Raw genomic sequence first — 15,999 nt, 5'->3', positions numbered from 1 at the left:
ACATCCTATAGTTTGTACAATTTATAAGTGAGGTGCTTATTATGAAAGAATATAAATCCGTATGCCCTTATGATTGCCCCGATGCATGTGGCCTTATCCTGTCGGTGGAAGACGATAAGGTAATATCCGTGCGGGGCGATAAGGATCATGCTTTTACAAGAGGCACCTTGTGTCCGAAGATGGTTCATTACGAGCGGACGATTCATTCGCCGTTGCGTCTCCGATATCCAATGAAGCGCATCGGCAGGAAGGGAGTCGGTGAGGATCAATATGTGCGCATATCATGGGATGAGGCATTATCCATGATCGTGGATAATTTTGAACAGACTATTGAGACTTACGGCAGTGAAAGCATATTGCGGTATTCCTATGCGGGTACAATGGGGATTGTTCAAAGCGCTGCGGCAGATTATTTTTTTCGTCGAATCGGGGCCACGGACCAGGACAGAGGCATCTGTTCGCCCGCAAAGCAGGCCGGATTTCGTTCCGTTTATGGTGATACATTAGCGATTAAACCTCAAGAGGCACAACATAGTGATCTTATTATACTGTGGGGGATTAATGCTTCGGCTACGGACGTTCATATTCTGCACGATGTGAACGTGGCGAAGAAAAAGGGTGCTCGTGTATGGATTATTGATACGCATAAGACATATACCTTCAGTCAGGCCCATGAATGTGTATATGTGAAGCCGGGTACGGATGGGGCGCTAGCATTGGGCATGATGCACATCATCCATCGCGATGGGCTTGATGATACGACATTTATTGAGCGATATGTACAGGGGTATCCGGATCTGGTCGATAAGGTATTGAAAGACTTCACTCCTGAAAGGGCATCTGAAATCAGCGGTGTATCCATAGAGCGTATGACGGAGTTGGCTCATGCGTATGCTAAGGCGCGGGCGCCGTTTATTCGTCTCGGTAGCGGATTGTCGAGATACGGGAATGGCTGTATGACCTGTCGGATTATTAATGCTTTGCCGGCTGTTATTGGAGCGTGGCAGCATTTAGGTGGCGGTCTTCTATCCAGTGCCGGCGGCAGTAAGTTTGTGGGAAAACAGGTAATGCAGCAACCGCAAGTTAATGCTCCGTCGAAACGGCTCATGCCGATGATCAAGCTTGGTTCAATGTTGACGGAACCGAAAGGGACACCGGTGCACAGCCTTTATATATTCTCGTCAAATCCGGCTATTACATTGCCGGATCAGAATGTAGTGCGTCGAGGGCTTATGCGTGATGATTTGTTTACTGTCGTTCACGAGCGGTTCTTTACGGATACCTGTAAATATGCTGATGTTATTTTGCCGGCCACGTCGTCGGTTGAACATGATGATATATATAATTCGTACGGACATTACACAATCGGTACCGGCTATAAAGCGATTAATCCGGTCGGCCAGTCCCGTTCCAATTGGCAGGTCATTTCGGAACTGGCCCGTCGTATGGGTTTGGATGATGAATTTTTTACTTTTACGGAACGGGAGCTGATTGAGCGCATCGTGCGGACGTCGGACCGTGTATCGGTGAAAGATCAGAATCGTATTCTTGACGGAGAGCCCGTAGAAATGACGGTGCCCGACAATTATAAGCTCGATTTTAAAACGCCGTCAGGTAAAATTGAATTATACAATCCGAATGATATGGAGCCTTTAATCCGGTATATGTCTCCATATGGTGATGATGCACCGTTCTGGCTCATTATCGGAAATGATATACGAATTCTTGATTCCAGCTTCTGCGAGCTTGATTTTGGTGATCCGGAGTTGATGAAATTGCGGATTCATCCCGATGATGCAAAGGCTTATGGTATCGAAGACGGCGATGAGGTGGAAATTTATAATCAGCGCGGCTCCGTCAAGATTAAAGCTTATCATGATGAAGATGTCCAACTCGGTACGTTGGTGACACTTGGCGTGTGGTGGCAATCTCAATGCAGTGATCCCCAGTCGGGAATTAATGTATTGACCGCCGATCGTCCTACCGATGAAGGCTGGGGCAGCACATTTTATGATGTGCAGGTTTTTATACGCAAACAGTAGTTTAATAAAAGTTATAATGGATTGGTTTGAGGATTTTGTGAATCATTAGTATACGGGTGAGTACTGTGCCTTGTTGTGAAAGATATAATTTCATAATTCCGTAATAGTTGTAGTAAGGTTGCCGGATTCACATCATATAAAATGATTTTATATTGTGTATACCCCCCTTAATTGTATATAATATAAAGTATTATTATATACGACCTAAAGGGGGTACAATTTTTATGGATGGAACAGGTAATCTGTCTACCCGAGCGTATTGGGCTATAGGCATGATGTTATTTGCGTTGTTCTTCGGAGCAGGCAATTTGATTTTTCCGGCAGCGCTCGGTCAGCATGCCGGTGATAATGTAGGCTGGGCTTTGCTCGGCTTTGTATTGACCGGTGTAGGGTTGCCGCTCCTAGGTGTTGTGGCCATGGGTTACTCCGGTTGCAAGGATGTAGAGGAATTAGCGGGCCGTGTACATCCGATTTATGGACTGCTATATACGGTTGCTCTTTACTTGAGTATCGGACCTATGTTTGCTATACCTCGTACGGGTACCGTTGCTTATGAAATTGCTATTAAGCCTTTTACAGAAGGCTTGAACATGAATATGGAACCCATTTTTTTAGCTATTTTCTTTGGATTATCCTTATGGTTATCCATCAGTCCTCAAAAATTGGTTAACCGTATCGGTAATATTTTGACACCTGCATTGCTTCTTGTTATTTTGCTGTTAATTGTAAAATCATTTATTACTCCTCTTGGCGGCTATAGTGTGCCGCAACCGGCCTATGGTGATGCACCGACGGCGGTATTGCAGGGCTTTCTTGACGGTTACAACACGATGGATGCTCTCGCATCGGTAGTGTTCGCCATTCTTGTTATCGACTTTGTGCGTCTCAGCGGTGCTACTTCTCGCGACGTCATCACGAAAACCGTGATGGAGGTAGGGGCTATTGCCGTGGCATTACTCGGCGTGGTATACATCTTTATCGCCAATATCGGTGCTACCAGCGTGGAACGCTTCGGTCTGTTTGATACGGGCGCCCCCGTGTTGTCCGTCAGTTCCCAGTATTTATTCGGAGATTTCGGTGAAATCGTATTGGCGATTATCGTTCTTTTGGCGTGCCTCAGTACGAGCATCGGGTTGATTACGTCCTGCGGAACGTATTTCCACAAGCTGACTCCGAAGATCAGTTATAAATTATATGTAGTCATCTTTTCCGTCGCCGCCTTTGCGTTCAGTATGTTCGGCTTGAAAACCATCATCAGTGCGGCTATTCCGGTTTTGATGCTGCTATATCCGTTGACGATAGTAATTATCTTCCTGGCGCTTGGTCATAATGTATTCGGCGGTCGTCGTTGTATCTATGCATGGACCATGGCTTTCACCATGATTTCGGCCCTCATGAGCGGCCTCGAAACGGCAGGAATCGCACCGGGTTTCTTGGAAAATCTGTTTACTCAATATATTCCGTTCCAATCGGTCGGCATGGGCTGGGTGAGCTTTGCAGTTCTCGGTTTTATCGTAGGTCTCATTCACAAGGGCTTAGTGAGTGATTCTGTGAAAGCGTAATCTCATAGCGACAAATAAAATTCCTCTATCCATTGATTTCGGATAGAGGAATTTTTATAATTAATCTATAGAAAGACATTTGAAAGGAGAACATTATGCGTAGTACTCATTGTTTACCTAGTTACAGTTTTGGCGGTCACGAAGTATTTTCGTTGATCTCTCAATTTACAAAACGTTATGGATCCACGGTGGCGGTTATCGGTGGTGAAAAGGCATTAGCTGCAGCGTTACCTCATTTGGAGTCGGCTTTTAAGGCGGCCGGGATCAAGATTCTTGATGTTATTTTATTCGGTGGCGAATGCACATTTCAGAGAAGCAAGGAAATCTCAGAAATGCCTTCGGTGAAAGTGGCGGACTTTCTCTTTGCTGTCGGCGGCGGTAAGGCTATCGATACGGTGAAGCTGGTGGCAATTGAACTCGATGATAAACCGTTTTTTACGGTTCCTACCATCGCTGCTACTTGTGCAGCTACGTCGGAAGCTGTTGCTGTATATACGGCGGATCATAACTTTGATGACGTAGCCTTTGTGAATCATCCGCCGGTGCATTGTTTTATCGATGCGGATATTTTGGTGAATGCACCGAGCCGCTATCTTTGGGCCGGTATGGGGGATACCATCGCTAAGCACTATGAAACACTTATGTCGGCACGAAACCGTGAACAGGTATATAACACGCAATTAGGGCTTACACTTTCCTCCATGTGTAGCGAACCGATTTTGGCACATGGATTACAGGCTTATAAGGATAATGAGGCGCATCACCGCAGTGAAGCCTTTGATATGATGGTGATGACTGTTATCTTCACGACGGGTATCGTATCCGGCTGCATGCCCGGTGACTATAACAGCAACATAGCTCATGCGATCTGTTATGGTTGCGCTACGAATGAAAGAACGGAGAAACATCATTTGCATGGAGAAATGGTGGCCTATGGTCTTTTAATCTTGTTTGCGGTGGATAAACAGTTGGATGAATTAAAACGATGGTTGCCTGTTTATAAAGCTATCGGATGGCCGACGAAGCTTTCGCAGCTGGATCTTGATGAATCACATATTCCGCAGATTGTTGAAAAGGCCGTGTCCGTTCGCGATATCGTAATATCGCCGTATGAAATTACGAGAGACATGTTGAAAGATGCCATTGAATATATAGAGTCGTTATCATAATGATTTTAGGCCGAGTTGTCACATTGCTATATGCTATATAATATTGCTATATAATGAGGTTAATGATGAGAGCTATTGTAAAAGGCGGTTTATATCGACATTTTAAGGGCATGTATTACTATGTGCTGGATGTGGCAACGCATTCCGAAACGGGTGAAAAGTTTGTAGTATATCAAAAGCTGTATGATGAGCGCGATATGTATGTGCGTCCTCTTGAGATGTTTCTGAGTGATGTGGATCGTGAAAAATATCCTGAAGTGGAGCAACGGGAACGCTTTAAATTGATGAGCGGACGCGATTAGGAGGGCCTGTGGAACAGAAATTTTTCTTTTTCGATATCGATAACACCTTGGCGGTATGGCCGGCAGGCAATATCCCGGACAGTGCACAATATTGTCTGGATGAACTTCAACGTCGCGGTCATCAGGTGGCATTGGCGACGGGGCGCATTCAGGTGGATGCTAAGCGTTTTGCGGAAAGGGCGGGTCTCACGAATTTTGTGGCGGACGGAGGGCACAGCATTACCGTAAATAATGAACTTGTATCCATGATCGGTATGGACCGTGAGGCGTGTATTAATTATTTGGAATACTTAGAATCTCACAATATTCCCTGGGCTGTTACGGACCGTAATAAATTGGGGCGCATTACGCCTTATAAGGAAATCCTCGATTGGCATCCCGACTGGGATGTATTTAAAACGACGGTGGATCCTGATTTTGACTTTCACAGTGTAGATGAATTTTATAAGATCTACGTATTTTTTAAAGAAGGCGAAGAAGAGGAAAAGGATATTGAACATATGACGCATAAGCTCATTCGCTACGGTGAGGGATGTGTTCTTTATGAACCGATGGAAAAGGCGTTAGGCATTCGTAATATGTTGGATTACTTCGACATGAAGCCGAACCAGGCTGTCGTGTTTGGGGACGGTTATAATGATTTGTCCATGTTTAGACCTGAATGGCTTAACATCGCTATGGGAAATGCACGGCCGGAGCTGAAAGAAAAGGCTGACTACATCACGACAGATTGTGATAAGGACGGGATTTATAACGCATGTAAGCATTTTAAATGGATTGACTGATAACTTTAAGTGAATTGCTGGATAGACGAAAAATGCAATGGTCTATGCGGATTTAGCAAAACGTTAAATTTAATATTTATTTAAACCATTTTTTTCTGAAAACATGATATACTAAAAAAGAGCCGCTCACGGGTTGAGCGGCTTTTCTGTGTGAATATCGATTTATTATAAATTTTAGTATAAAAGAACTAGGTGCACGTTGTGCAACGGTTTGATATAAAAGGAGACGCTATGAACTGGAGACGTTTGGCATTATGCGCTATGTTGGGAATTGCCGTGCTGGGTACTACCGCTTGCGGTAGTCAGAGCGGGATGAGTCAGCCACAAGGAAATACCGTACAGGCTGATACCGTAAAAATGCCGAATTTCAGCAATGCGCCGATTGCCGATGAATATGCCGTATTTGATACGAATTACGGACAGTTTAAGGTGCGCCTGTTAGGCTCTAAGGCGCCTATTACAGTAAAGAATTTCGACTATCTCGTGAAGAAGGGCTTTTATAACGGTGTTACATTTCATCGCGTTATCGAAGGTTTTATGATTCAGGGCGGTGATCCTGAGGGTGCCGGTGCAGGTGGCCCAGGATATACAATCCCTGATGAATTTTCCAACGATCTGCACTTCAACAAAATGGGCGTTCTCGCCATGGCTAACAGAGGTCCGAACACGGGCGGTTCTCAGTTTTTTATCACATTAGGGCCTACAGATTGGCTTGATAATAAGCACACCATTTTCGGTACTGTTGTGCAAGGCATGGACGTAGTGGAGAAAATCGGCAAGGTTAAAACGGATAGTAAAGACAAACCGGTACAGCCGGTGGTAATCAATTCCATCACCTTGGAACCGATTACTGATGATGCAAAGAGTGGCAAGTAAAAAGGTCTGGTCAACGGTTGTTGATGAGAAATCGGGACGCACCTCGATATGTGGCGACGTTGTTGATTGTGAGGCTTTGCTGTCCGGTGACAGTTTGATCGAGTCGAATTTACATTTTGTGTATATCATAAAATGTGCGGATGATTCCTTGTATTGCGGATGGACGACGGATTTAAAACATCGTCTGGAGGCGCATAACGGAATCGTTCCAGGTGGTGCGAAGTATACCCGTGGACGTCGTCCCGTACAGCTGGTGTATGCGGAAAGCTTTCACGAGAAACAGGCGGCTCAACGTAGGGAATACGCCATTAAACGGATGTCGAAGACACAGAAGTTGAGACTCTTAAAGGATACAAATTAATCTGCAGTTATGATATAATATATTAGTTAATTACTACCTTGGAGGTTGAGATATGAAGCGGGTTCTGGTGTCCGTAAAGAGTGTACAACGAGATATGGATGGCAAGGATACCGTAGTTGAATTGATCTCGCCCGGTACGTGGCACGAAAAGGGTAATGTACAGTATGTACGTTATGAAGAATCAAGCGTGACCGGCATGGACGGGGTAAAGACGACGATTAAAATTTATGATGACTCCATCGTGCTTCTCAGAACGGGTGCGGTGAATATGCGTCATGAATATATTCGTGGTGAAGAGCGAGAATCTATTTATGAAACGCCATATGGTGATCTGCATATGGCTGTTAACACTCATGAATTAACAGTGGACTTTCACGATGGCAGCGGTCATGTTCATCTTGGCTATGATATTTCCGTTGAAGGTGAATGGCAGTTTTATAATCAGTTAGATATAGACGTGCGGGAGGATATAGAGCATGGACATGAAGGAAATCCTGAAATCGGGGATTGAGCAGGCGTTACAAGATACGATTAACAGCGGTGCACTACCGGCCGGAGACTATCCGGAAATCGTTCTCGAAGTGCCACCTCAAAAAGAGTTCGGTGATTTTTCCACCAATATCGCCATGCAATCGGCACGCGTCGCTCGTCAAAATCCTCGTGCTATTGCGGAGGCTTTGATTAGCCATATGAATTTTGACTGGCTTGACCGTGCGGAGGTGGCCGGGGCAGGGTTCATCAACTTTTTCTTGAAATCCGATATGGTATACGATACGTTGAAAGCCATTTTGAATGCGGGCGAAACGTATGGTATGCAGCCTTTACGCGCACGAGATACAATTCAGGTGGAATATGTGAGTGCGAATCCGACAGGCCCGTTGCACGTAGGTCATGGTCGCGGTGCGGCATATGGCAGTGCTTTGGTTAATCTGTTGCGTGCGGCCGGTTATAATGTGCAGTCCGAGTACTACATCAATGATGCGGGTAATCAGATTGATAATATGGCGATTTCCATTGAATATCGCTTTCAAGAGCTGCAGGGCGCTACCTTAGTGTTCCCGCCTAAGCGCAATGAAGACGGATCTATACCGGAGTTCAACGTTCCGGAAGGGGCGCTCGTGTTCCCTGAAAACGGCTATCGTGGTCCCGATATTATCGAAACGGCGAAAGCTATTGCCGATAGAGAGGGTTATGATACGTTAAATGCGATGAGCGAGGCGGATCGTATTGCCTTGTTCAAAGAGGCGGGGCTTAAAGAAAAATTGGCCCGCTTAGAGGCGACGTTGAAAGATTTCCGCGTAACTTTCGATAATTGGTTCAGTGAACGAACCTTGCATGAAACTAATGAAATTCAATATGCTGTAGACCAGTTAAAAAATCTCGGCGCTATTTATGAACAGGACGGCGCCTTATGGTTGAAATCCACGGACTATGGTGATGACAAGGACCGCGTGGTTATTCGTGATAACGGCGTTCCTACGTATTTGGCGGCGGATATCGCATATCATCGCAATAAATACGAGCGCGGTTTTAATGAGATGATCAATATATGGGGTGCCGATCATCATGGCTATGTGGCTCGTGTAAAAGCAGCTATGGCCGCTTTTGATTTTGATCCTGATAAATTGACGATTCTGTTGTTACAGATGGTTGCGTTATATCGTGACGGGGAACTCGTAAAGCTTTCCAAACGCAGCGGCGACAGCGTCACATTGGATGAATTGATTGACGAGGTCGGTGTCGATGCGTCTCGCTACTTCTTCCTGATGCGTTCTCTCGATAGCCAACTCGATTTCGATATTAATTTGGCGAAATCTCGCAGCAATGATAATCCTGTGTATTATATCCAATATGCTCATGCGCGTATTCACAGCATTTATAATCAGGTGCGTGAAGCCGGTATTGCATTTGGTGATTATAGTCAAACTGATTTCACAACGCTTACAAGTGAAATGGAATTAGAGTTAATTAAAAAGTTAGCTGAATATCCGGAAGAGGTTGTACAATCGGCGGAACATCGTGCGCCGCATCGCATTGCCCGTTATCTTTATGATTTGGCGAGCATGTTCCATTCGTTCTATCGTCAAGGGCGTATTATTGGCGTGGATCCGGCATTACAACAAGCTCGTCTTGGACTCATTACGGCGATTGCCCTCGTTCTTCGTCAAGGCTTGGGGATTTTAGGTATTTCCGCTCCGGAAAAAATGTAATAGGTGGGAGGCATCATGGCAACTAAGTATATTTTCGTAACTGGCGGCGTTGTTTCTTCTCTTGGTAAAGGGATTACGGCGGCATCTTTAGGTCGTTTGCTCAAAAATCGTGGATTTAATGTGACGATTCAAAAGTTTGATCCTTACATTAATATCGACCCGGGTACGATGAGCCCTTATCAACATGGCGAGGTGTTCGTAACCGATGACGGCGCTGAAACCGATCTTGATTTGGGTCACTATGAACGTTTTATCGATATCAATCTCAGCAAACGTTCCAATATTACTGCCGGTAAGGTATATTGGTCTGTCATCAATAAAGAACGTAAAGGGGATTATTTGGGCAGTACGGTTCAGGTTATTCCTCATATTACAAATGAAATCAAGCAAAGTGTGTACCGTGTAGGTAAAGAGGATAATGCCGATGTGGTTATTACCGAAATCGGCGGTACCGTAGGTGATATTGAAAGCTTGCCTTTTATGGAAGCCATCCGTCAGGTGAAAAAAGAGGTAGGTCGCAATGATGTACTGTATATTCACGTAACCTTGGTGCCATATATCAATGCCGCAGGCGAATTGAAAACCAAACCTACACAGCACAGCGTAAAAGAATTGCGCAGTATCGGTATTCAACCGGATATCTTGGTATGCCGCAGTGAAAAACATATTTCTGATGAAATGAAGGAAAAACTTGCTTTATTCTGTGATGTGGAACAGGAAGCGGTTATTGAAAATCAAACGTGTAACTCCATCTATGAAGTACCGTTGATGATGCAGGATCAGGGCCTTGATGAAATCGTTATCAAGAAGCTTGATCTTGAAGATCGTCCTTGCGACATGGAAGCATGGAAGGACATGGTTCATAAAATTTTGAACCCTAGCAAGAATATTATCGTTGCCATCGTTGGCAAATACGTGGCATTACACGATGCGTATCTTTCCGTTGTAGAGGCGTTGGACCATGCGGGTATTGCGGCCGATACAAAGGTGAATATCCGTTGGATTGACTCCGAGGAGTTGGACGACACATCTGTAAATCCTGCAGACGTATTTGAAGGGGTAGAAGGGATTATTGTACCGGGCGGCTTCGGTTCTCGCGGTGTGGAAGGTAAAATCCGTACCATTCAGTATGCACGGGAAAACAAGATTCCATACTTGGGACTTTGCCTCGGTATGCAATCGGCTGTTATGGAATTTGCCCGCAACGTATGCGGTATGGAAGGTGCAACCTCCAGCGAATTCGATGAACATGCAAAGTATAAAGTTATCGACTTGATGAGCGACCAGGTTGACGTAGATAAAAAAGGCGGCACCATGCGTCTCGGTATCTATCCATGTAAGGTGGAACCGGGCACAAAAGCTCATGAAGTGTACGGCAAGGACTTGATTTATGAACGTCATCGCCATCGTTATGAGTTTAATAATGAATACCGTCAACAATTGACAGATGCAGGGCTTGTTATTTCCGGTACATCTCCGGACGGCCGCTTGGTGGAAAGTATCGAAGTAAAGGATCATCCGTTCTTTGTGGCGACGCAAGCTCATCCGGAACTTAAATCGCGTCCGAACAATGCACATCCGTTATTTCGCGGCTTTGTAGAGGCAATCCTGGAACTTAAAAAATGATGCAGATTATATCTATTATAGGTTTATTTATATTAGCTGCACTTAAGCTTGAACAATTTGTATATGGCAAATCGGGTAAAGAACAGTCTACAACTGGTTATATAGCGCGGCACGGGCTTGCTAATTTAGCGGGCTTAATCGCTTTCGATCATAGTATTGTAAGTAGTAAGAATGTTGTGGTAAGAAAAAAGAAGGCAGATGCTCAGAAATGAGCATCTGCCTTCTTTTTTTGCGGTCAAAACTGTTACAGAAAAATATATCGATAAATTTAAAAATAATACTTGCAATATTAAATGATTTTTGTTATTATATAGACAAAGATAGATATAGATTTGATGATAAGTACATCAATGTAAATATGTTAACTAAAAATGGAATTTATACAAGGAGGACATGATGTCTATTATCGGTAAAAAACTTCCTGAGTTTACACTTGATGCTTTCAAAAAACCTGAATTGGTAAAGGTAAGCACTGCAGATGTATTGGGTAAATGGTCTGTATTCGTATTTTATCCAGCGGACTTTACATTTGTTTGTCCCACTGAATTGGAAGACGTACAAGACTCCTATGCGGAATTGAAAGAATTGGGTTGCGAAGTATACTCCGTATCCACTGACTCCGAATTCGTTCACAAAGCATGGTCCGATGCTTCTCCAAGCATCAATAAAATCGAGTATTACATGCTGGCTGATAAGAAACATGAATTAGCTGATTTCTTTGATGTATTTGATCCTGAATCCGCTATGGCGTATCGCGGTACATTCGTTGTGGATCCGGAAGGTATCATCCGTACTGCTGAAATCCATGATATGGGTATCGGTCGTTCCGCTGAAGAACTGGTACGTAAAGTACAAGCGGCTCAATTCGTAGCTAAACATGGTGACCAAGTGTGTCCAGCACGTTGGAAACCGGGTAAAGAAACGTTAAAACCGGGTCTTGATCTTGTAGGTAAAATTTAATTACCTCATATACCTTTTATCTAGACCATTTAGACAACTCCTCAAATGATATTACGGGCGCGGATCGTATCCCTATCGATTCCGGTAAGTCCCAATAACCTGATGAACCCTCTCCAATTCATCATGGTAAACCTCATATAACAAACTACAAACTATACGCAAAAGGACTGGCCTTCGGGTCGGTCCTTTTGTGTTATATAAGTTCTTGCAATTTTTATTCAGTTATTTTATAATAAAATTAATTCCTAGTAATATACAAGGTTTTTGAAAGTGTAGATAGGAATTACATTTTAAATATATTAGAGCGTCTTGGCTTTTACAAAGAAAGGCAAAATATATGAGAATTTCCACAAAAGGCCGATATGCGTTGATGGTACTCATCGATTTGGCGGAGCAGGGGCAGGAGAAGCCTGTATCCTTACGATCCGTTGCAGAGCGTCAAGGCATATCCGAGAAATATCTGGAAGGCATTGTAGCCCGATTAGTGGCGGCTGATTTAGTGGATAGTATTCGTGGGAAATACGGCGGTTATCGACTATCCAAAGCCCCGGAGGAGTACACCATAATCGAGATTCTACTCGCCACAGAGGAATCCATGGCGATTATCTCCACTCTTGATGAAGGGGTTTCTACCGATGCGGTTATCAATGAGCGGACCGTTGGATTCTGGGCCGGGTTGCAAAACTATATTCACGATTATTTGGGCAGTGTAACGCTTCAAGATGTAATTGATGGGACTTACGCTAAACTCGATACTAAATACGATAACTGGGATGGCTCTATTTAGCTTAGAAAGTTCTAATTTAAATTCATAATATTTCGTAATATTTCGTAACATGACCAGTATGGTTACATAGTTCATAGCGTCAGATAAGGAGTGATTACTATGTCTAATATCGCAAAATCTTTTGTAGAATTAATCGGTAAAACGCCGTTGCTAGCGGCTACGCGCTTTGGTAAAACAGTCGGGGCGGAGTCTAACATTTTTGCCAAGCTGGAATATTTTAATCCCGGCGGCTCCGTGAAAGACCGTATCGCGGCGGCTATTATTCAGGCGGCTGTAGAGTCCGGTGAATTACAGCCGGGCGGTACAATTGTAGAGGCTACATCCGGCAATACCGGTATAGGCTTATCCGCCGTAGGTGCCGCATTAGGCTATAAGGTAGTCATTGTAATGCCGGAAACAATGTCCATTGAACGTCGTAAATTGATGCTCGGCTATGGGGCTCAACTGGTATTGACCGATGGATCACTCGGCATGAAGGGCGCCATTGCTAAGGCTAAAGAAATCGTAACTGCTACGGCGGGGGCGATTGAAGCGGGTCAATTCGTAAATCAGGCGAATCCTGCAGTTCATTATAAAACTACGGGTCCTGAAATTTGGCAGGACACAGACGGTGCTGTCGATATCTATGTAGCCGGTGTCGGTACAGGCGGTACATTGACCGGTGCGGGGCGTTATTTGAAAGAACAGAACCCGGGCGTCAAGGTGGTCGCCGTAGAGCCGGCTGATTCCGCGGTGTTATCGAATGGTAAACCGGGCCCTCATAAAATTCAGGGCTTAGGCGCCGGTTTCATTCCGGACATATTGGATACTCATATATACGATGAAGTTATTCAGGTTGCGAATGATGATGCATTCAAAACGGCTCAAGCGTTTGGCCATACCGAAGGCGTATTGGTTGGCATTTCCTCCGGTGCTGCATTATGGGCGGCTCAAGAGTTGGCTAAACGTCCGGAAAATAAAGGTAAAAACATCGTGGTGATCCTTCCTGATACAGGGGAACGCTATTTGTCGACACCTTTGTTCCCGGAAGCATAATGGTCTCGGACGTATAATATTTCCGGTAACGTAATATTTTGAAAGTATAAACGTATAATTTCTGAAAAATATAATATCCCGAGACTTATATATTTTTACAATGTGATGAGTGTTTGTAAAAACTGGTGAGTGAAAGAAAAGGACCTCCGTAGGGAGGTCCTTTTTTTATGTACTTTCATGTACTATATAATTGCTTGATCAGCGATCCGTTAACGACCGTTTTTCACAATCGAATCCATCCAATTGAACAGTTCCTCCAGGTCATAGTCACCGGAGTGATCCACGTTGAACGGCGTCGCCATGTCTACCCTGTATCCGAGGTTTTGTGCACGCGTGCCGATGATTAACGGAATCGCCATGGATGTGTTACTATCCGCTGTACCGTATCGGATACGATAGTAACGCGCATTTGTTGCCGCAGGTGAACCGAGATAATTCATCGGGTTCATCATGGTAACAATTTTTGCGTTTTCTACATATACATCCTGGTTGGATGTCGTATCGTGCAGAGCGGCGGTAATTGTAAAGTGATTATTATCGCTTGTACTTGTACCGAAGAGGTTATTTTCACCGGAGTCGTTACTACGTGAGTCGAATGCACCCGGTGCTTTCGAGCGACTTACAAAACGATTGTAAGCCTCCCAGTTGATATCTTTAATAGCACCTGTTTTAGGATCTCGAATCACATATGTATGCTTCGATACGTCCGTACCATTAGCTTGCGCTTTATTAATCGCGTCGATGATGAAAGCTTTCACATAAGCCTTAAAGCTGCCGTCACCGTTTTTGTCGAGTCTCAAGACACGTCCTATGGAGTCACGTAATTGCAAGTTGTTTACGTAATCAGGGAAGTGTTCCTTGAGCAAGTTCGAGTACGCCACGTCATCCGTATTTAAGGTTACACGCTGCGTTGTACGTTTCGGTGGAGCGGCGTTACCGGAAATATTGGCTTGCGGCAATTCGCCCTGGCCCATTGATACTTTATCGAATGATGTAATACCGTTATAGCTCCATTCGTAAGCCATATCTGCCGCATCGAGGTTTGTAATCGGCGCGTATGCAGAGGATGCGTATACATCGGTCGGTGCCGTAGCAGCCCCGAGGGCTTGCAAGTATGGCTGGAAGTCAACGTTGTTGCCCGCAGCCCCTTGCAATAAGGATACTGCACCGCCCGCGCTGGTACCGTTTGTGATGATTCGATTCGCATTACCCGGCATAGCGGCATCATTTGCATGTAAATAAGCCGTAGCGGCCTGTAAGTCGACGATAACGGCCGGCGCTTTGCCGATGTAGTTACCGTCGGATGCTTTATTGGTACGGCCACGCGTAGCAGGTGATGCCACAACATAACCGCGGGACAATGCGTAAAGGGCACTGTTCGGCTTGCCATTTTCAGCTTTCGGTACCATAGGTTGGCTTGGCATATAACCGCCTACCGAGTTCGGCATAAAGATAGGTGCCGTTTGTGTCGTATATCCGTTTATCGTATCGTTGTTAAAGTATTCTTCCGGCACATAGATATTGAGGTATTGCTGATCGATGTCAATCGGATTTGATACATACGGAATATATTCAAATGCACGATAGGTGATAGTTTTGTTATCCACCGTACCCGTCATGGTTTCGTAATTCTTGGCATCGAATGTCAAGTTGATCTTCGCGGATGTATCTGCCTGCAACGGCGGATCCATAGGTTGTGAAAGTATATTCTTTTCGTCCGTTATAGCAGATCCTTTTGTAGAAGCTTTGCTGCGGCTTTCTACATACGATTGAGGCAATGTATTGTTTTCAGCTGTTTTAGGTTCTTCAACCTTTGCCTTTTGAGTATCTTCAGCCTTCGCGTTTTCGGCGGTTTTGGTCTTTTGAGCTTCTTCGGTTTTAGCTTTCTCTGCGGCTGCAGCTTTAGCCTTTTCGGCTTCTTCCGTTTTAGTTTTCTCTGCAGCTGCAGCTTTAGCTTTGGCTTTTTCAGCTTCTTCTGCTGCAAGACGTTCTTGTTCAGTCTTAGCCTTTTCTGCCGCTATGCGTTCTTGTTCGGCTTTAAGAGCCGCTTGCCGTTGAGCTTCGGCTTGTTGAGCGGCGATACGTTCTTGTTCGGCTTTGAGTGCAGCCTGCCGTTGCGCTTCGGCTTGTTGAGCGGCGATACGTTCTTGTTCGGCTTTGAGTGCAGCCTGTCGTTGAGCTTCAGCCTGCTGAGCGGCGATACGCTCCTGTTCGGCTTTGAGGGCCGCCTGCCGTTGCGCTTCAGCCTGTTGAGCCGCCAGCTGTTCCTGCTGAGCTTTGAGGG

15 protein-coding genes are annotated in these 15,999 nt (G+C 44.8%); 14 read left to right on the top strand and 1 reads right to left on the bottom strand.

All coding sequences use genetic code 11. From position 1 onward, the window contains the following. Positions 1-41: 41 nt before the first annotated feature. From HMPREF1521_RS06175 to cysK, 14 genes are all read left to right on the top strand, one after another. Positions 42-2,042: a molybdopterin-dependent oxidoreductase gene (locus HMPREF1521_RS06175; protein ID WP_038117176.1), complete on the top strand. Its 2,001-nt coding sequence runs from the start codon at positions 42-44 to the stop codon at positions 2,040-2,042. A 224-nt stretch (positions 2,043-2,266) separates the two neighbouring features. Continuing rightward, positions 2,267-3,604: a branched-chain amino acid transport system II carrier protein gene (gene brnQ, locus HMPREF1521_RS06170; protein WP_038117174.1), complete on the top strand. Its 1,338-nt coding sequence runs from the start codon at positions 2,267-2,269 to the stop codon at positions 3,602-3,604. A gap of 95 nt (positions 3,605-3,699) precedes the next feature. Then, entirely contained in the window at positions 3,700-4,773 is a 1,074-nt protein-coding gene (locus tag HMPREF1521_RS06165; RefSeq protein ID WP_038117172.1) for an iron-containing alcohol dehydrogenase family protein, read from the top strand. A gap of 65 nt (positions 4,774-4,838) precedes the next feature. Continuing rightward, positions 4,839-5,075 (top strand): DUF1653 domain-containing protein, encoded by a 237-nt coding sequence (locus tag HMPREF1521_RS06160; RefSeq protein ID WP_038117170.1) that lies wholly within the window; start codon positions 4,839-4,841, stop codon positions 5,073-5,075. Between the two features lie 8 nt (positions 5,076-5,083). Then, entirely contained in the window at positions 5,084-5,860 is a 777-nt protein-coding gene (locus HMPREF1521_RS06155; protein WP_038117168.1) for an HAD family hydrolase, read from the top strand. A gap of 231 nt (positions 5,861-6,091) precedes the next feature. After that, a complete protein-coding gene (locus tag HMPREF1521_RS06150; RefSeq protein ID WP_038117166.1) occupies positions 6,092-6,736 on the top strand; it encodes a peptidylprolyl isomerase in 645 nt (214 codons plus the stop codon). Then, on the top strand, positions 6,726-7,097 hold the full coding sequence (locus HMPREF1521_RS06145) for a GIY-YIG nuclease family protein (RefSeq protein WP_369759699.1): 372 nt from the start codon (positions 6,726-6,728) through the stop codon (positions 7,095-7,097). Before HMPREF1521_RS06150 ends, HMPREF1521_RS06145 begins: the two co-directional genes overlap by 11 nt. A 52-nt stretch (positions 7,098-7,149) precedes the next feature. Beyond that, a complete protein-coding gene (locus tag HMPREF1521_RS06140; protein WP_038117165.1) occupies positions 7,150-7,608 on the top strand; it encodes a DUF1934 domain-containing protein in 459 nt (152 codons plus the stop codon). Then, the gene (gene argS / locus HMPREF1521_RS06135) at positions 7,574-9,307 is read left to right on the top strand and encodes an arginine--tRNA ligase (protein ID WP_038117163.1); all 1,734 of its coding nucleotides are present in this window, start codon (positions 7,574-7,576) and stop codon (positions 9,305-9,307) included. Before HMPREF1521_RS06140 ends, argS begins: the two co-directional genes overlap by 35 nt. Positions 9,308-9,322: 15 nt before the next feature. Next, the gene (locus HMPREF1521_RS06130) at positions 9,323-10,933 is read left to right on the top strand and encodes a CTP synthase (RefSeq protein WP_038117162.1); all 1,611 of its coding nucleotides are present in this window, start codon (positions 9,323-9,325) and stop codon (positions 10,931-10,933) included. After that, the gene (locus tag HMPREF1521_RS06125; protein WP_038117161.1) at positions 10,930-11,145 is read left to right on the top strand and encodes a hypothetical protein; all 216 of its coding nucleotides are present in this window, start codon (positions 10,930-10,932) and stop codon (positions 11,143-11,145) included. Before HMPREF1521_RS06130 ends, HMPREF1521_RS06125 begins: the two co-directional genes overlap by 4 nt. 184 nt (positions 11,146-11,329) lie before the next feature. Next, positions 11,330-11,893, top strand: coding sequence for an alkyl hydroperoxide reductase subunit C (gene ahpC / locus HMPREF1521_RS06115; protein WP_038117157.1), 564 nt, complete (start codon positions 11,330-11,332; stop codon positions 11,891-11,893). A gap of 337 nt (positions 11,894-12,230) precedes the next feature. Then, positions 12,231-12,680 carry an Rrf2 family transcriptional regulator gene (locus HMPREF1521_RS06110; RefSeq protein WP_038117155.1) on the top strand — a complete coding sequence of 150 codons (450 nt, stop codon included), beginning with the start codon at positions 12,231-12,233 and terminating at the stop codon, positions 12,678-12,680. Positions 12,681-12,779: 99 nt separating this feature from the next. After that, positions 12,780-13,715, top strand: coding sequence for a cysteine synthase A (cysK, locus tag HMPREF1521_RS06105; protein WP_038117152.1), 936 nt, complete (start codon positions 12,780-12,782; stop codon positions 13,713-13,715). 209 nt (positions 13,716-13,924) lie between these two features. On the opposite strand, the gene HMPREF1521_RS09060 is transcribed toward cysK, so the two are convergent. Continuing rightward, positions 13,925-15,999, bottom strand: a 2,075-nt coding sequence (locus HMPREF1521_RS09060) for a subtype B tannase (RefSeq protein WP_051435765.1), incomplete at its 5' end; no start/stop codon positions are given.

Source organism: Veillonella sp. AS16, from assembly GCF_000517785.1.
Lineage (GTDB): Bacteria > Bacillota > Negativicutes > Veillonellales > Veillonellaceae > Veillonella > Veillonella denticariosi.
This window is presented reverse-complemented; position numbering and strand designations above follow the sequence as displayed.